This window comes from Brevibacterium sp. 50QC2O2, assembly GCF_024580675.1.
Lineage (GTDB): Bacteria > Actinomycetota > Actinomycetes > Actinomycetales > Brevibacteriaceae > Brevibacterium > Brevibacterium moorei.
The window spans coordinates 1-17,353 of record NZ_JANIJZ010000005.1 but is presented as its reverse complement, the minus strand read 5'-3'; the positions used below and the strand labels follow the sequence as shown (position 1 = coordinate 17,353).

The 17,353-nt window shown below is 60.3% G+C and carries 12 protein-coding genes; 4 read left to right on the top strand and 8 right to left on the bottom strand.

Annotated elements, in window-relative coordinates; genetic code table 11:
• Nucleotides 1-12: 12 nt before the first annotated feature.
• Together NQ038_RS05570 and NQ038_RS05565 are read right to left on the bottom strand one after the other, a co-directional pair.
• Nucleotides 13-1,605: an AbgT family transporter gene (locus NQ038_RS05570; protein ID WP_257057023.1), complete on the bottom strand. Its 1,593-nt coding sequence runs from the start codon at nt 1,603-1,605 to the stop codon at nt 13-15.
• 194 nt (nt 1,606-1,799) lie between these two features.
• The gene (locus NQ038_RS05565) at nt 1,800-5,243 is read right to left on the bottom strand and encodes a DEAD/DEAH box helicase family protein (RefSeq protein WP_257061995.1); all 3,444 of its coding nucleotides are present in this window, start codon (nt 5,241-5,243) and stop codon (nt 1,800-1,802) included.
• Nucleotides 5,244-5,324: 81 nt separating this feature from the next.
• Here NQ038_RS05565 and NQ038_RS05560 point away from each other — a divergent pair, with 81 nt between their 5' ends.
• Both NQ038_RS05560 and NQ038_RS05555 read left to right on the top strand, forming a co-directional pair.
• Entirely contained in the window at nt 5,325-6,272 is a 948-nt protein-coding gene (locus NQ038_RS05560) for a hypothetical protein (RefSeq protein WP_257061994.1), read from the top strand.
• Nucleotides 6,269-6,802, top strand: a complete 534-nt coding sequence (locus NQ038_RS05555; RefSeq protein ID WP_257061989.1) for a Panacea domain-containing protein — start codon at nt 6,269-6,271, stop codon at nt 6,800-6,802. The genes NQ038_RS05560 and NQ038_RS05555 overlap by 4 nt, the downstream gene beginning before the upstream one ends.
• 15 nt (nt 6,803-6,817) lie before the next feature.
• On the opposite strand, the gene NQ038_RS05550 is transcribed toward NQ038_RS05555, so the two are convergent.
• The 6 genes from NQ038_RS05550 to NQ038_RS15370 form a co-directional block, all read right to left on the bottom strand.
• On the bottom strand, nt 6,818-7,684 hold the full coding sequence (locus tag NQ038_RS05550; protein ID WP_257061987.1) for a lysophospholipase: 867 nt from the start codon (nt 7,682-7,684) through the stop codon (nt 6,818-6,820).
• A gap of 790 nt (nt 7,685-8,474) precedes the next feature.
• Nucleotides 8,475-9,320, bottom strand: coding sequence for a hypothetical protein (locus NQ038_RS05545; RefSeq protein ID WP_257061986.1), 846 nt, complete (start codon nt 9,318-9,320; stop codon nt 8,475-8,477).
• A gap of 194 nt (nt 9,321-9,514) precedes the next feature.
• Nucleotides 9,515-10,525 carry a restriction endonuclease gene (locus NQ038_RS05540; protein WP_257061985.1) on the bottom strand — a complete coding sequence of 337 codons (1,011 nt, stop codon included), beginning with the start codon at nt 10,523-10,525 and terminating at the stop codon, nt 9,515-9,517.
• Nucleotides 10,522-11,712, bottom strand: coding sequence for a restriction endonuclease subunit S (locus NQ038_RS05535; protein ID WP_257061984.1), 1,191 nt, complete (start codon nt 11,710-11,712; stop codon nt 10,522-10,524). Before NQ038_RS05535 ends, NQ038_RS05540 begins: the two co-directional genes overlap by 4 nt.
• Nucleotides 11,709-13,214, bottom strand: coding sequence for a class I SAM-dependent DNA methyltransferase (locus NQ038_RS05530; RefSeq protein ID WP_257061983.1), 1,506 nt, complete (start codon nt 13,212-13,214; stop codon nt 11,709-11,711). The genes NQ038_RS05535 and NQ038_RS05530 overlap by 4 nt, the downstream gene beginning before the upstream one ends.
• Nucleotides 13,215-13,262: 48 nt before the next feature.
• The gene (locus tag NQ038_RS15370) at nt 13,263-13,823 is read right to left on the bottom strand and encodes a TetR/AcrR family transcriptional regulator (protein WP_306427774.1); all 561 of its coding nucleotides are present in this window, start codon (nt 13,821-13,823) and stop codon (nt 13,263-13,265) included.
• A gap of 205 nt (nt 13,824-14,028) precedes the next feature.
• Here NQ038_RS15370 and NQ038_RS05515 point away from each other — a divergent pair, with 205 nt between their 5' ends.
• Both NQ038_RS05515 and NQ038_RS05510 read left to right on the top strand, forming a co-directional pair.
• Nucleotides 14,029-15,153 (top strand): hypothetical protein, encoded by a 1,125-nt coding sequence (locus NQ038_RS05515; RefSeq protein ID WP_257061982.1) that lies wholly within the window; start codon nt 14,029-14,031, stop codon nt 15,151-15,153.
• 598 nt (nt 15,154-15,751) lie between these two features.
• Complete coding sequence (locus tag NQ038_RS05510; protein WP_257061981.1) at nt 15,752-16,978, top strand: hypothetical protein; 1,227 nt, start codon at nt 15,752-15,754, stop codon at nt 16,976-16,978.
• Nucleotides 16,979-17,353: the final 375 nt, after the last annotated feature.

Here is a 17,353-nt window from a genome sequence, read left to right as displayed (position 1 = left end):
CGAGCCGGGCGATCAGGGCAGGAAGATGCCGTTGCCCGGGCCCAGGGGCAGGTCCGCGAAGAACCAGATGGCCAGCAGGATCAGCCAGACGATCCAGAACACGATCGTGAACGGCAGCATGCGCGCCATCAGGGTGCCCAGGCCGGCGCTGGGCTCATAGCGGCGCAGCATGCCCAGCAGGACCACCATGTAGGGGTTCATGGGCGTCATCACCTGGGTCGCGGAGTCGCCCACGCGGAAGGCCGCCTGGGTGAAGGCCGGCTCGTAGCCGATCAGCGCGAACAGGGGCACGAACACCGCGGCCATGATCGACCACATGGACGAGCCAGACGTGATGAACAGGTTGAGCACGCTGGCCAGCAGGATGAAGCCCACGATGGCGGCGAAGCCGGTCAGGTGAATGCTCTCGAGGAAGTTCGCGCCGGTCACGGCGATCCAGGCACCGATGCCCGACCAGTTGAACAGGGCGATGAACTGGCCCAGGATGAAGGCCAGGATCAGGAAGCCCAGCATCTCCTTGATGGATTCGCCCATCATCTTCGTCGCATCGTTGATATTGCGGATCTTCCCGACGGTCCAGCCGTAAACCAGGCCGGGCACGATGAAGAACAGGAAGACCAGGAAGACGATCGAATCCAGCAGCGGGGACTTCGGCAGGAAGCCGCCGCCCTCATTGCGCCACGGGGAGTTCGGGATGAGAACAGCCCACAGCACGACCGCAGCGACGACCACGGTGACCAGGCCGGCGTAAAACAGCCCCTTCTTCTCCTTGGGCTCCAGCTTGGCGTTCATGGTCTCAGCGTCGTCTTCGGTGCTGACATTGCCATCGGGGTCCATCTCATCGCGGCTCACGCCCAGGCGCACGATGCGTGGTTCGATGATCTTGTCGATCAGCAGACCGGCCAGCAGACCCAGGATGATCGAGGCGACTATGTTGAAGAACCAGTTCGACACGGGGTTGACCGGGGCGAAGTCGGTACCCGGCAGGGTGCCCATGACCGAGGTGGTGATGCCGGCGAACAGGGCGTCCAGGCTGGTCGGCACGAAGTTCGTGGAGTAACCGGCACCGGCCGCGGCGAAGCCGCCCAGCAGACCGGCCACCGGGTGGCGCCCTGCGGCCTTGAACACCAGGGCCGCCAGCGGCGGGATGACGATGTTCGAGGTGTCGGCCATGATCGAGGAGAACACGCCGACGATGCCCACGACGTAGGGCAGCAGCCAGCGCGGGGCAGCGCCGAACATCGAACGCATCAGGGCGGCCAACATGCCCGAGTGCAGGGCGATGCCGATCGCCAGCAGGATCGGCAGCACCGTCTTCAGGGGCGGGAAGCCCACATAGTTCTCGCCGATGTTCTGCGTCAGCCAGGACAGGCCCTCACCGGTCAGCAGGCCCTTGATGACGGTGGGCTTGTCGGTGCCGGGCACCGTGACCTCGACATTGCCCATGGCCATGAAGGTGGTGACCAGAGCAGTAACCGCGAACAGGATGAGGAACAGCATGAACGGTTCGGGCAGTTTATTGCCCACGCGTTCGATCCAGTTGAGGATCTTGTCCGACTTGGGTGCCTTGGGCGGCTTCGGTGATTTGGGCACGGCTGTGCTCATGGCGTCTTCCTTGTCTTCGGGGCGTTGTGTCAGCGTCCCGCATATACGGCGGGCGATGATCAAGGGATCCTGGAAGCCACCCGGCTCACAGGGAGCCTCATAGATCACACAGTGTTCGGGCCAACATTACACAAGGTTTCTCCAGCTACGAAAGTTCCCATAACACAGTTCTATATACCAGTGGCGCAGGCCACTCAGGCGGGGCGGGCAGCAGCCGTGACCTGCTCCAATGAGTCCATGATGAAGGTGATGTCCGTGCGTTCGGGGAACATGTCCAGCACTCCCCTGCTGCCGAAATCCGTATAGGGATCCTGAAACAACCTTGAACCGGCCATCGAACCATTCTCCGTGAGCTCATCGATGACCAATTCAACGAAGTCGATCTGATCGCGACTGTAACCGCCCCCGCTGAGGAACCGAGCAAACAGGGCAACGGCCTCGGATCGGTCGAGGCCCACGAGGGACCGGATGAACAGGCCCAGCCCACCGGACTCGGTCTGGGCCCGCTCCAGCGCGGATTCGTCCCCACCGGCGGCGATCAGCAGCCTTTCCAATTCGCCGATGTCCGAATCAGTGATCTGCCGACCGCGCTGCAGCTTGCGCAGGGCCAGGTTGTCCGCGTGCTCGCGCAGATAGGACCGAGCCTTCTGCTTGAACCGTTCGAAGTCCACACCCGGAGTCATCCCGGCGACCTCGATTTCGACCGGAGCGATCACCTCGTCGGCGAAATCGGTGTAGACGGGGCTGCGCCGGCTTCGGTCGGCAAGCCGGGCCAGGGACCGCAGGCGGATACGCACCGCTTCCAGCTGCTCGACCGTCACGTCGACCCACCAGGAATCATCCACGAGGTCTTCCAATAACGGCGCCTGAGCTGCGACCACGGGGATATTCGTCTTGCCCAGCAGGTCCTGGGCCACCTGCTGCACCCCGGCGCGCAGTCGCTCGAGGGCCTTGGGATCGCCGCCATCATCGTCCAGGACGACCAGCTGCCCGTTGAGGATCAACAGGTCGAAGCGCTTGGCCTGTTCCTGCTCCCCGCCGTCTTCGGTGCTGCGTATGGAGCTGGGCAACCCACCCAGTTCGGCCACCTGGTCCATATCGTGCGGATTCGCGGCGTCCAGGCCATCCCATGCGCTGCGTTCGGCGAACCGCTCCACCGTCCGCAGGTGGGGACGGATGAGCAGATTGTCGCGGTTCATCCCGCCCACATAGGAGCACAGCAGATCCCGCAGACCGGAGCCGAGGCCATTGCCGGGTCCCAGCGCGACCGCCAGCGCCACCCGCGCGTCGAAGATCCGGTGGCTCAGGGATTTCTGCACCGGCGCCGAGGCCTCCGGCGGGTTCTGACCGAAGTACTCCAAGTTGCCGCAGAAGTCGAAGATCAGGAAGTCCGTCTTATCCTGGCCGGGCCCGTACAGATCGGGGCGCAGGCGGGTGCCGCGGCCCACCATCTGCCAGAACTTTGTCTTGGAGTGAACCTCCTTGAAGAACACCAGGTTCACCAGTTCGGGCACGTCGATGCCGGTGTCGAGCATGTCCACGCTGATGGCCACATGCGGAGCATGATCCGGGTCTTTGAAATCGTCGATGAGCGACCCCGCATAGGGCGTGTTGTGGGTGATGACAGCTGCGAAGGCTCCGTGGTATTCGGGGTAGACGGCGTTGAACCGCCTCAGGATGAAGTCGGCGTGCTTCTGGTTCTTCGCGAAGATAATCGTCTTGCCCAGCCGGTCGCCGCCGGCCACCTTGTGCCCATCGCGCATGAGCTGGGCCAGCACCAGGTCTACGGTCTCCGTATTGAACAGCCACCTGTTGATATCACCCTGGCGAACCTGGTCCGGGGCATCGGCATCGGACTCCCAGCCGCCCCAGTCCAGGGCGTCCCAGCGTTCGCGCTCCTCAGGCGTCAGCCGATCGTATTCGAGGCCCTCGTGCAGGATCTTCGTGCCGGTGGCAATCCCCCGGTAGGGCACCAGGAAGCCGTCGGCGATCGCCTGGGGCAGATCGTAGGCGTCAGTGGGGACGTCTGGTTCCAGATTGAACAACCGGTAGGTGCTGCGGTCGATCTGGTCGACGGGGGTGGCGGTCAAGCCCACGCGCAGGCCGTCGAAGTAGCGCAGCAGGTGGCCGTACTTCGCATAGACGGAACGGTGGGCCTCGTCGATGATGACCAGGTCGAAGGCCCCTGGGCCGAACCGCTCGGTCAGCCCCAACATGGTGGGGTAAGTGGAGACGTAGACGCGGCCGGTCTCCTCCTTGTCCTCAACCAGGTTGACCGTCGTGACCTGTGGCAGGTGGGCCTTGAAAGCGCCGACGGCCTGTTTGACCAGTTCGCGGCGGTCGGCCAAGAACAGCGCGCGCTTGACCCAGCCGGCCTTCATCAGCTGGTCGACCAGGGCCACAGCCGTCCGCGTCTTGCCGGTGCCGGTGGCCATAACCAGCAGCGCCCCGCGCTGCCAGTCGTCGAATGCCCGGTCGACCGAGCGGATCGCGCGGGTCTGGTAGGGACGATCGGCACCGGCGATTTCACCGTTGATCGCAGCCTGAGCCAGGAGCTTGCGGGTGGTGCGCCGGGCGATGAGGAGTTCGAGTTCTTCGGCCGTGTAGTAACCGGCGACCGTGCGCGGCGGATAGCCCCGGCCGGTGTCCCCGGCTGTGGGGCGGGCCCAGTTGTCGAACAACCAGATCTCGAAGCCGTTGGTGTAGAAAATGGCCGGGCGCGTACCGAATCGGTCTTCTAGGGCATTGGCGTAGAGCACGGCCTGCGTCTGACCCTTGTCGGAGCTGTACTGAGTGGCCTTGGCCTCGACCACCGCCAGGGGCTTGCCACCGGCACCCCACAGGACGTAGTCGACCCGGCCCGTGCCGGACTTGTTGGGCATGCCCGTGACCGGGTATTCACGGACCTGCGGGGCATCCGGGTCCCAGCCAGCGGCGCGTAGATCCGCGTCGATCAGATCCGCGCGGGTCCGGGCCTCGTCGTAGTCGTGGACGTCGGCCGAGGTCTTGGCCGCTTGGGCCGCATCGACCTGGGCCCGGTATTCGGCCAGCTGGCTCTCCAGGGCGGATATCCGGTCCTGGCTCTCAGCCAGCTGTTCCCGGCTTTCGGTCAGCTGGGCGTCCAGGTCGTCCAGACTGGACTGGTGCGCGGCCTCGTCGTCTTTGATCTTGGCGGCCAGGGCCTGCAGTTGACCGGGGCTCAGCGGGCCCGATTTACTGGCACGCGCCTGGTCGAAAGCCTGCCCGGTGGGCACTGCGTCCGGCACCGAGGAGAAGCGGTAGGCGGCCCAGATGACCACGTGGAACAGTTCTTCGACGATCCGCCGGGAGGCGTCGGGACGGATGGGGCGGTCCCCGTGCACCGCGGTGTTACCGGTCCGGCGGATCAGGGTCAGTTTGTTGACGATGGTGGTGCCGGCCAGATTGCGGAAGTCAGGGGCGTTGATCCGCGCGGCCAGGTCCGGGTTGTACGGTTCGGGCAGCGAGCGCAGGTGATAGAGCAGCGCGACCAGGCTTTCGGCCCCGCGGCGGGCGTAGATGCAAGCGGTCCGGGGATCGGCCGCGATGTAGTACTCCGCGCGCCGGCAGTCCGCGAAGACCTGCGGCCATTCCTCTTTGATGAAGGCGAAGTTGCTCACCTGCTCATCGTATAAGAGGGGATGGACACAGGGCCCGGTACACTTCTGTGCAACTGTCCTGGTTCCCCGAAGAAGTGACACATGGCCGACAAAACAGATTCTGCTGATGAAACACCCTATGAGCCGGGTTGGTTCCTTGGTGTTACTGCGCAGGTGCTTGCCACTGTCCTCATTGGCCTTGCAACCTCTGGGCTCTTCGCTTTCCACGGATGGTGGAAACTGGGAGCCGGCCTCGGACTCCTGGCGGCAGTTCTCTGGCTGGTCCGGTGCATGAGAGCATCTCACCAATCAGATCGATCGCACAAGAGCAGAATCGCCCAGCTCGAAGCCGAACTGAAGCAGGCACGAACGGCCGCGCAGACGGCTGGGAATGAAGCCGCGAAAGAGCATAGGTCCGCGGTCGCGAACGCGGTGGGGTCCATGTTCTGGAGGCTTCAGGACATCGTCAAGGATCCACAAGAAGATCCCGATGGCAAGATCATCGTCAGGGAGACTCTCGAGGCCCTGGCAAAGTTGATGGGAGGAAAAGATCCCCGAACGATTCTGTACAAGCCCGTATTCATAGACGACGATGGTGATCCCGACAGCGGGAAACCCGGCGCTACAACCCGGGGTTACGGCCCACCGAGCAAGCTGCAGAGCTTCGACTATCGCGGCAGGACCAGCGACCCGCCCCGACGGGAATTCCTACGTGAGGACGACCCGGACCACGGGATGATCAGCGTCTTCGACACCGGCAAACCACAGAAGGTTCGCGACACGTCTGAGCCCAAGTACAGGATCGTGCTGAAGGACAAGCAGTACAAGACGTTCATCAACGTCAGAACGGATATGGGCGATGTCCCCTACGGTGTGTTGTCCGTGGACTCATGCGAAGCCAACAGCCTGGACGAGGGCCATGAGAACCTCATGCAGGTCTTCGGCAGGCTGCTGGCCGTTGGGATCTACCGTCAAGAACAAGTCGAGGACAAGCGCTCCGACAAGCCGCTCTTGGACGTACGTGCTCGCCTCAAACCGGGGGACCTATGACGGACTACATCTACCCGGTGTCCGTGCTGTCTACTACAATTGGACACCAAAGAGACGAGGTGATCACCATGCCGGTAACCGCTCACGACGTTGCTCAGTACGTCCTCCAGAAGACCGGACGCATCCAAGCGATCAAGCTGCAGAAGCTGTGCTATCTGGCTGATGGCTGGCATCTCACCTGGCTTAACGACCCGCTCTTCCCCAACACGATCAAGGCCTGGAAATACGGCCCTGTGATCACTGATCTGTATAGATTCCACAAGGGTGAGATCTACATCGACTCGTGGGATTTTGGCGAAGCAGACGCCGGGAAGTTGAACGATAACCAGAAGTTGATCATCGATGCGGTGATTGAAAAGAACCAGTACAAGGACGGGTTCGATCTGGTCCGTGAGACCCACACACATCAGATTTGGAAAGACAAGTTCGAAAATGCACCCGACAACCTCCGGGGGCACCAAGAACTGACTGTCGAAGACATCAGGAAACAGTTCGACGTGCTCGATCAGGAGCTCATCGAGCAGTCCTGAGGAGCACAGTACGGTTTACTCCCTCGTGCGCGCGTCTATCCAAGAGATCAGATCCTCGATCACCTCGGCGCGGTTCGTCTCGTTGAGGATTTCGTGTCGGGCGCCGGGGTAGATCCGCAGTTCCACGTCCTGCACCCCTCGGGCACGATAGGCGGTGGCCAAGCGCTCCAGGCCATCGCCTCGGCTCAGGGGATCGTCGGAACCCGCAGTGATGAGGATCGGAACCTCGGCGGCCAGGCCCCGCCGCGGTCGGCCCAACAGCCGCAGGGTGTCCAACGGGCCCAGCAGCTTAGGCGTCTTTGCGTCGAAGCACAGCGGATCGGCCGCGAAGGCCCGGTCCGTGGCAGGGTCCCGGCTGAGCCATTCGAAACCCGAGGCCGGGGTGCCGTCGGCACGGGTCCCGGCCCACTGCGCATTGAGTTCGCCGGATTCCATGTGCCGCAGGGTCCGGTAGGCGGTGCCGGAGAGCGCCAGCGAATCCCATACGCGCGGCGTCCGGTTCAGAATGCGCTGGGCCATCAGAGATCCCCAGGAGTGGGCGAACATGATTACCGGCAGGCCCGGATGCGCACGGCGGGCAATGCCGGTCAGCTGACAGCTCGCGTCCTCGGCTGCCAGGAGCCCGCCGGCACCGGGACGGCCCAAACGTGCGGGGTCCTGCGCGTATTGCCCCAGGCCTGTGGCCCCGTGGCCGCGATGATCATCGGCATAGACCGTGTAGCCGGCCGCGTTCAGAGCCTGGGCGAAGGCATCATAGCGCAGGGCGTGCTCGCCAATCCCATGGGAGATCTGCACGATGCCCCGGGGCTCGTGCGCGGGCCAGCGGTAGGCATGGATCGTGACACCGTGACGGTCTGCATAGGTGAAGGATTCCGGCTTCATGTGGCCAGAGTACAAGCCATGAAAGCGCCCAGTCGGTATGCCCCGGTACATGTACCGTGGAACCCTGATCCCCTCACCTAGACCGAGGACGCGGCACGGCGGGCGGCCAGGGGATCCCTAACGGCTGAGACTCACGGGCGCCAGTGTGCGCACCAGGGGCGAATGCGAGCAGGTCTGGTACCAGGTCGAGCAGGGCCTACGTCTGGACGCGTATTCGGCCGGCTGCATCCGCAAGCTACCAACTACACCCGGACCTGGTTCGAACCGGTCGCCATCATCACGCTGACCGTGCCGCCGGATCCCGAGTTCCCCACTATCGCCCCGTCCGGCCCCAGGGCAAAGCTGTCCCGCAACATGCTGACGAACATCGTAGCGGCGATGCGGTTGCCTGCAGGGTACCTGTACTAGACGCCTGCGAGCACTACGTCGGCTCCTCCGATACAGCAGGTTCGAGCACAGCTGCACCACAATGACGGGTACGCCTGGACTGTGCAGCTGCGTGACACAGGTGGCGAGACGGCCAAGGCGTTCATGCGGCAGATTCCTGCTGCCGCAGAGGAATCCAGGGTGCGGAAAGAATGTTCTCAACTGGTTGTTCATAGAAATATCGATATGAGGAACCGTGGTTCGCAAGAACTTCTCGCACGCTTCGCCTTCGATCCGGTCGGTATGCCTACTGGCGACCACAAGCACAGGGCGTTCACGGTGCAATAACCACTTGACACCTAACACGATTCCTATTTATCTATTCATAGAGTGCGGTCACTCAGAGATTAGGAGTAGATGTGCTCTAAGCCTCCTCGTTAATTTTCAAGCGTAACTGGCTAACTCCGAATGTTATCACTAATATAGTTAAAACGTTCGCAAACCACCCGAGCCCCAGAGCTGTTGGAATAAAAGATAATGATACTGTTAAGAGACCCCAAGCAACCTCAGCCGCAGTCGCTTGAGACTTGCCCAATATCGCACGCTCCGATGATTCTTTCGCGAATTCAGATTCACTCGACAAATATATGCGGTGTAAACCAAACGAACATGTGGACCCGACAGCTGTCAATACCACTAATTGCCAGTACGGATCCACGCCCCAAGCGCCGACATTTACACCAAAATACTGCGGAACAAGCAGCATGAGCACACATAATACGACAAGCGCTACTCGCCATAACAAAAGCCGTCGGCGCGACGCTTTAGCGCACTTTAAAATAACTCGGTCGCCCAGTGATCCGGTGCCGAGCGGGTGCCCGAACGACACAAACAACACCATGGCCGCAAAGAGAGCAAAGCCTACCGGTGACGCTCCTGATTCAATTCCGCCAAACTTGTACTCGAAAATAATGGTCAGCGATAGAATAAGTATGACTCGACTCCGAGTTATCCACTTTAGAAATGAAACATCGATGCGCTTAGATGGGGAGTACCCGAAATCTTCTAATGAATCCCTGTTCCTCAAATCTATCTCTCCGAGAACCCAGCCGCAGACGAACACGAAAACAGTGACGGCAGTACCAGCGAAAGTAGGTCGTTCAACAGGGTCCCCTTCGGGATGAATTCCGGACGTCCTAAACATCCACTCCTCCACGCCAGCAAGAGCTAAATTTACCAATTCCGCCAAGACGTACGTTAAAACCATCATTACAGCGATAATTAGTAGTCCGATTTTTCCTCGTTGAGTTATCGCAGAACCACCAAAATATGCGGAAACCAGAATGAGTGGACAAATTTGCACCAGAAATTCGCCTGTATCAAACTTCTCTCCTTCCCCCTCGGGTCCACAATACCAACACTGGAGACATACAAAATTGGTTGAAGTGGCAATCAGGCTGGAAGCTACTCGAAGAAATCTTCGTCGATTTCTACTACTTCGTAGGTGTTTGCGACCTGGACGCCCACCTTGTACTTGATCATCAGGTCGGTCAGTCGGGCACCGTTGATCAAGACGATGTGGGTGGACACCATGCGGGCGTATTCTCGGGCCCCACTAGTGAAGTCGCTGGTCGTAATGAACACACCACTATCAGCGGACCTACCCGTCAGCGCACCCACGAAAGCCTGAATCGTCTCACGCCCCACATTGTTCCCCGTCGCATAACGCTTGGCCTGGACATAGATCTGGTCCAGGCCCAGTGGATCCTGGTCGATGACACCGTCCACTCCGCCATCACCGGTTCCACCGATCCGGCGACCTCTCTGCTCCGCTCCGCCATAGCCCATGGCCAGGAGCAGTTTGACGACGGCCTCTTCGAAGAAAGTGGGATCGGATTCCTGTAAGCGCGTTAGAAGAGCTTCCGCAACGTCGGCTTCAATCCTGGCAATACCGGACTGAATTTCTTCTTCCGGAGACGCCGAAGTCATCGGCACCACGATTGCTCCCGCGGTTGGCACCACGTTTCCGGGAGACAGCGTTTCCAGCGGAGCTGCCGACTTCTTGGCCGTGCGTTCCGAGGGGATGTACTCGTGGAGCGCGGAGTGAGAGTGCACGGGTTCAGATTCTGCCAACCAGGCATCGAACTGCTTCTCCGTAACGCCCTGCGGGAACGCCGCCAGCAGTTGCCGGCCACCCTCGGCTATTTGATACCGACCCCGGGAAGGACGGACTACTGCACCAACCCGCGTCAAGAACGACAGTGCCCAGCCGATCCTGTTCCAATACCGCGTCTGGCCCGAACTAATCACCTCAGCCCGTTGTTCCGCCGTAAGCCCGGTCAGATCAGCCACCAACGTGTATATTGCACCGTTCTTCCTGACTTCGCCGTCCTCTAGAACCCGCAGCGCAGGTACGACGAATCCCTCCCACACTGGCATCTCGCTAGCGCGGGAGGACAAAGAGTCGAGAGTCATAGTTCTCCTTTGAAGGCTCGGGACTGGAGGGAGGCAAAGAGGGTGTCGTCCTGTTGCAGTAACTCAATAAAGCGACCCCTTCTATGCTCAATCGCAATCGATATATTGGAGAATTTCACTTGTTCATCCATCGAAGGAACAGGAACGGGCATAGCTTTAATAATCGACATATTCAACCCGCTCATGATCGACCCTTTAGTCTGGCGAAGCAAATGTCGCCTGGAATCAGGATGCCACAGAAAAACCGCCCTCAGAAATTCTGGGACCACAGAAGTTAGGTCAACAGTAATGGCGCAAATATGCTTAGTATTTATTGAGGTCGGAATCCCCTCTGGAACCACTACACATCTACCGGTCGTTCCCATGATACTGACGAGCACGTCTCCAGGATAAACTGTGTACCGTTTCAGCTCGCTATACTTGTCTTGTGTTATATATCGCTCTTTACCTGGCAGGAATCTATTTCCCACAACGTTGTCGAGTCCAAGAACAGAAATCCCTGACGATACAAATTCATCATGCAGCAGCTGACTTCCAAAAGGACCAGTTCGTATATCACTTTTCTGATTTACGATCTCTGCAACAGTAGCATTTGCCGGCATATGTCCGAACATGTCGTGGAAGATGGATTGGGTGAGGGAGTCCAGGTGGGCCAGGGCGGCTCGGCGCTTCTGGCAGATCGCATCGGCCTTGTCCAGGATACTGGCGATCCGCTTCTGCTCAGACAAGCTTGGAAGCGGAATTTCAAGGTTATCGAGGTCAGAGTTTCTTAAATTATTAATGTTTGCGCCTGCCGCGATGCTTGATATCTTATTTCGATATTTAGGAGTCTTAAAGTAATGAAAGAAATAGCGGGGATTCACGCCAGCCTTTGGCCTCAATACTTTGAGGAACGCTCCGAAAGATGCTTCCACTGGATGGACAACGGCCGCTGCTTTTCCTACTATTTCTCGACTTCCGCTCGACGTCGCGATAACAACATCGTTTGGGCGAAGCATCTGACGTTCATGCACCAGTCTTTGAGTAACATACACAAGGCCTGAATCTGTGACCAGCTCTTCTTGAATATTTCCAGCCCGGAGCACCGCAACAAGACCATCGCCAGGTTTCTCCACAGATTGACCTTTTTTGAATGTCACACCGCGGATTTGTTCGGAGACATCGCCGATATGGGAAACCTTGCTCATTTGAGCATCTCCTTCAGTTGCGCCAGGTCCGCTTCGATCTCCTTGTTCAACGCCTCAACGTCAGCGATGATATCCAGCGGCTCCCGGTACTCGACCTCTTCGTAGACGATTTCCTTATACCGATTGATCGACAGATCGTAGTCCTGGCCGGCAATTTCCGCCTTCGGAACCACGAACGAACGTTCCGTGCGCGCTCTGGTGCGCTCGGCCTCGGCTGCGGCCTGATCATCGCCATGCAGAGCCCGCCAGCGCTCCACCACCTGTGGCAGGTCGTTCGCATCCACAGGATTGCGCTTATCGTCCAAGCTGAATCCATCGGCCTGCACATCGTAGAACCACACGTCGTCCGTGCCGCCGGCATCGGTCCGGGTGAAGAACAGGATCGCGGTGGACACCCCCGCATAGGGCTTGAACACACCACTGGGCAGTTTCACCACCGCATCCAGTTTGTGGTCCTCGACCAGCATTGTGCGCAGTGTCTTATGCACCTTGCTCGACCCGAACAGCACTCCATCCGGCACAATCACCGCAGCCCGGCCACCGGGTTTCAACAGTTTCAGGAACAGAGCCAGGAACAGCAGTTCCGTCTTCTTCGTCTTCACTGTCCGCAGCAGATCAGCACTGGTCTGCTCATAATCCAGCGACCCTGCGAAGGGCGGATTCGCCAGGATCAGGCTGTAGCGGTCCCGGTCCCCGGAAGCGTCTTCGGACAGCGAATCGCGGTAGCGAATATCGGGCCTGTCCACCCCGTGCAGCAACATGTTCATCGAACCGATGCGCAGCATGGTCGAATCGAAGTCGAAGCCATGGAACATATCCCGGTGGAAGTGTTCCCGGTCCCGCTTATTGCGCAGGGCCTCGGGGTGGTTCGCACGGATGTACTCGCTGGCCTCCATTAGGAAGCCCGCTGTGCCGCAGGCAGGATCGCAGATCGTGTCCTGCGCGGTGGGCTCCATCATGTCGACCATCGTGCTGATGATGTGCCGCGGGGTCCTGAACTGCCCGTTGACACCGGCACTGGCGATCTTGGACAGTAGGTATTCATATAGATCGCCATTCGTATCCCGGTTGTCCAGGTCGATCTCGTCCAGCATGTCCACGACCTTGGACAGCAGAGCCGGACTGGGAATGGTGAACCGTGCACCTGACAAGTGTTCGGCGTAGGTCGATTCCTCATCATCGGTCACCGCCACTGTGGTGTGTTCGCCCAGCCCGCGCAGGAACGGGAAGATATCATCGCGTACCACGGTGAACATATCGTCTGCGTCCACGTTCTTGAAGTTCGACCACCGCAGGTGTGCATCACCGGGACCGAATACGGGGTTGGCGACCTCTCCGGTGAACTGCGCGGCGGCCTCCGCCGCTTGCTGCTTCATGTCCAGCCGGCGAATGAACAGCAGATAGGTGATCTGTTCGATCACCTCCAGCGGATTGGAAATACCGCCCGACCAGAAGGCGTCCCAGACGCGGTCGATCTTGCTCTTCAAAGTGCCTGTGATCATGTGCCCAGTCTATTCAAGGAGACGGACACAAATGGCCCTACCGTTTGCTCAGGGACGCAAACCCTTGAGGAACACGTCCACCAGCCAGGCCTGGTGTTCGGCGATGGCCGGCGCCGCAACGTCCGGCAGCGGACGGGTGATCGAGGCGATCCCCATCTGGAACTTCGCGGCCGTCAGGTCCGGCGCCACCAGGCCGGCCTCCCGAGCCCGGTCCAACACGCCCTGCACGGCCTCCATCGAATGCGAGCGCTGCGCCTCGATGCTGGCCGGGATGTGGTCGTCGCGGACGAACTGCGCCGCGAACACCGAGGTCAGGGCCCCCGGCCGCAATCGCGCGACCGCATGGACGAAGTCCCGCCAGCCGGTCTGCGGGTCCCGGTCCAGCGCGGCCAGAGCCCGTGCGACTATCCCCCGGAGCACTTCCGACATATCCCCGAGCACCGCCCGGATCAGCGCATCGCGGGTCGGGAAGTTGCGGTAGAGCGTCGCGATCCCCACCCCCGCGGCCTCGGCGACGGCGGACAGCGGCACATCGGCGCCGTGCGCGGCCAGCTGGGCGTGCGCCGCCCTGATGATCGCATCGTGATTGGCCTTCGCATCCGCTCGCATCGTCTCCCCGTCCTCCGCTTCCCCGGGCCGCCTCCAGCACAGCCCTGCATCCGTCCAATTCTCAGGTCCACGGGCTTGAAACCCTAATGTGGAGGACTATACTCCATTTATGTGGAGGGTATTCCTCCACTCAAGCCGATGCGGCCACCCGGCCGGAACCTCGGCAAGGGAACCGGCGAAGGCCGGAAGCACAAGAGGAGGCACCATGTCCGAACTCGCCTACACCGTCACCATCGACGGGGAGAACTGGAGCGAATCCCAGCTGCGTCGCGTCGAATACGATCGCACCCTGCACGTCCTGCACGAACTCAAGGCGCTGGGCGTACAGCTCAAGGACGGCGACCGGGAGCTGTCCCATCTGGACCTCAACTGGCTCGACCCCGAACGGGCCGAGCAGATCTCCCTGGAGGCACGCAGCGACCTGGGCGAAGACGGATTCCTGGAGGTCTACAAGGACGTTCTGGCCGATTCCGAGGCCCGCTGGCGCGGCTGGGCTGCAGACTACGACCCCTCGAATCTGCACACCGCGGAGATCGTCATCGAAGCCACCGGCGTGGAATTCCAGGAGACCATGGCGATCATCGGCGGCGCGGCATCGCAGTACGACGCCCTGGCGACCAACCCGGAGCACTTCATCATCATCGGCGATATCGAATCGGGCCAGCGCGGTGCGGAGACCTTCGGCATGTTCGGCGGCCCCGTCTATATGCACGGCGTCGCCCACGACACGGTCCCGGACTACCTGGCGGACAAGCGCGACGAGTCCTACCCGGTAGCAGTGTTCGGCGAAATGGCGTTCAAGAGCGACGATACGAACTTCCATGTGGGCGCCCTGCACCAGTTCCGCCCGAGTGATAACCGGGTCGAGGTGAAGTCGATCTTCATCGCCCCCGGTTCCTCCCCGCGCGCCATCGCCGACGGCCACAAACTCCACTTCGCCCTCGAGGTCGTCAACTCCATGAAGATCGCCTATGCCAAGAGGCAGGCCGATGCGGCAGAAGAGGCCGCACTGATGGACCCGGAGGCCGGCACCGGCGCGGCAACGGGCACGGTGGACGGAACCTGGAACGTCGAGGCCCGCGGCCGGCAGGGCGTGATCACCCTGCACACCGACGGCTCAACCCTGACAGGCGGGGTCGATGTCGTGGGCATCAATGCCGAAATCCAGGACGGCAGGGTCAACGGCGCGAACTTCACCGGCGCGATCGAGGCCGATGGTCCCGTCGGACACGTCAAGGCCAAGCTGGCGGGCACCGTGGACGGCGATGCGCTGAGCGGCACCCTCAAGGTGGGCATCGTCAAGACCAAACTGACCGGCACGCGCGCTTGATACATCCAGGGAAAGGACCGAACGATGACCACCGGAAACGCCATTCAGGACGCCATCGCCACCTGAGCGAAAGTCTCCGGCACGGCCACCACGCCCACAGATACCGTGGACGATGCCGGCATCGACGCGTGAGAGCTCGAGGCCTCCCGCAGGGCCCTGAACGCACTGTTCGCGGCGAGCCCGGAACACTACGGAATGCCGGGCGACGGCACCCCAGGGGTCATCGAGACGATGGGCGGACTGCCCACGCAAAGCCGCCATGCCTTCACAATCCCCGAAACCGTCCCGGACTTCGTCTCCGATCTCATCGATTCCTCCTAGCGAATGTCGGGGTTGTAACACTCGTGCAGTGGATTTCTCTCACCGCCATCGCGTGCAGGCACGACCCCTGTCAAATTGCTCCCGATGACGTGAGTGTTGCACGAGACGTGGAGCTGGCTGGGCTTCTACCCCATGGCGCTTCTGCGTTCCACTACTCACAGTGTTGTATTCGATGCCGAACCGCATCACGGCACTGGGCAACGGTTAAGGTATGGACGCTGGCACTTTCTCGCAGGTCTGAGCGTCTCCAACTGCGAGCAATAGTAGGCTTCATACCATGGACGATGAAAAGGCGGAGAGTCCTGAGGAGTCCGACATGCCCGAGGAGGCAGAGGGCGGCGAGAAAGACGAAAGGAACCAGGAATCTTCGTCGGATACAACAAGCGAGACGCTTAGAAAATCCCTTCAGAACCGACGATCGAAGACCTCAGATGTGCTGCAGGACGAGTTGGCTCCAAACGACCAGGAGGAGCTCCGGAAGTTCGTCGAGAAGATCCGCCCTTCAATCGTCAACCCGCTTGCCAACTACAAGATCCCGAAATTCGCCCTACCCCAGAGGCCACAGATCGGGATCTCACCCGAAGTGATCAAGAGGTTCACGGGTGCGCTCGGTGTCTACGACCAGATCGCGAAGTCTGCCTTCTCTGCCGCCCAGACACAAAGCGCTTGGACCAAGAACTTGGCCATCATCAACAGTGATGCCATCAGGCGATTCAGCGCCACACAGCTCCAAGCACAGTCAATCATTGAGCAACTCGCGAAAAACGTTGACCTCGGTGCGATCAGCCATTATACGAAACTCGCGGAACAGTTCCGCGTACAGCAGGCGTCTTGGTTCAAGAACATCATCCCGAACCTCGACACGCTGAAGGCGGCCTTCTGGCCACCGAACCTTCGGGATATCGAGGGCCTCGACCTTGACGGCGTGGAGGCTGTGGTCATGCTCGACGGCATCGGTCTCTACAACGTTCCTCGTCAGAGCATTGCGACTGCGCTCATCCGTGCCGACAGCGCGCAGAAGCGACGGGAAACACTGGGTCGAAGATGGAAGGCGATCTCATCTGACTGCCGTGAGGCACTGGAGTCTTGCGAATCAGAGGCTCTCGCCACCTACGTATCGACTGCGATTGCCGCTCTCGACGCCCTTGACGCTGGGCACAGTCGCGCGGCCCAAGCTCTCGTTGGCTCACTCACGGATGCTCTCTTGATCGATTATCTCGGGGACAAACGCTATCTCTACACGCCCAATAAGAAAACACCGAATTCGGACGCTTACAAGAAATTCGGAATCCGAAAATTCATTGCCCTTGCTCCCATGTGGCAAGCCTACCAGCAGTTCTGGGCGAAGAATGGTGACACCGTGCCGTCAACTTTTAACCGCAACGCGACGGCACACACGATCAGTGGCCGGCAGTTCAATCGACGTAACACTGTGCAGGGCCTGCTCTTCGTCTGCGGGCTCATCACTTTCCTGGAGGAGTTGCTGCAACGCCGTCAGGGGTAGGTATTGCCTTGGCGCACTGACTCCATATGCCGCAGCGATTTCCTGTTCCAGATGCATCGGCTCTCGAGCGGGCTCAGACGGCGATAAAGAGAAACTCATTCTCTAAGTCGTCTTCAACATGGGATTGGGGGGCAGGCACTTCAAGATTCTCAACCGCGGCAACGGCGAATCCGCCAATCCTCGCTCACTATTTCCAGCCAAACGGCTTCGTAACGTGTTGTATGACATTCGAGATGAGGGATGTACAACTAGCCTCGATTTTTCACGGGTTGGGGTTTGTGCTTGATCGCGGCGTCGTTGTCTCATGTTGTAGGTGATTGTACTGTTCGGGTGTGATGTGCCTGCGCGTGTCGCCGCGGTGGTCGGGCCGTTCCA

What these genes read in the sequence shown, in the direction of transcription:
- NQ038_RS05570 (WP_257057023.1), bottom strand. Translation starts at nt 1,605, where the DNA reads ATGAGCACAGCCGTGCCCAAATCACCGAAGCCGCCCAAGGCACCCAAG.
- NQ038_RS05560 (WP_257061994.1), top strand. Translation starts at nt 5,325, where the DNA reads ATGGCCGACAAAACAGATTCTGCTGATGAAACACCCTATGAGCCGGGT.
- NQ038_RS05555 (WP_257061989.1), top strand. Translation starts at nt 6,269, where the DNA reads ATGACGGACTACATCTACCCGGTGTCCGTGCTGTCTACTACAATTGGA.
- NQ038_RS05550 (WP_257061987.1), bottom strand. Translation starts at nt 7,684, where the DNA reads ATGAAGCCGGAATCCTTCACCTATGCAGACCGTCACGGTGTCACGATC.
- NQ038_RS05545 (WP_257061986.1), bottom strand. Translation starts at nt 9,320, where the DNA reads ATGATGGTTTTAACGTACGTCTTGGCGGAATTGGTAAATTTAGCTCTT.
- NQ038_RS05540 (WP_257061985.1), bottom strand. Translation starts at nt 10,525, where the DNA reads ATGACTCTCGACTCTTTGTCCTCCCGCGCTAGCGAGATGCCAGTGTGG.
- NQ038_RS05535 (WP_257061984.1), bottom strand. Translation starts at nt 11,712, where the DNA reads ATGAGCAAGGTTTCCCATATCGGCGATGTCTCCGAACAAATCCGCGGT.
- NQ038_RS05530 (WP_257061983.1), bottom strand. Translation starts at nt 13,214, where the DNA reads ATGATCACAGGCACTTTGAAGAGCAAGATCGACCGCGTCTGGGACGCC.
- NQ038_RS15370 (WP_306427774.1), bottom strand. Translation starts at nt 13,823, where the DNA reads ATGCGAGCGGATGCGAAGGCCAATCACGATGCGATCATCAGGGCGGCG.
- NQ038_RS05515 (WP_257061982.1), top strand. Translation starts at nt 14,029, where the DNA reads ATGTCCGAACTCGCCTACACCGTCACCATCGACGGGGAGAACTGGAGC.
- NQ038_RS05510 (WP_257061981.1), top strand. Translation starts at nt 15,752, where the DNA reads ATGGACGATGAAAAGGCGGAGAGTCCTGAGGAGTCCGACATGCCCGAG.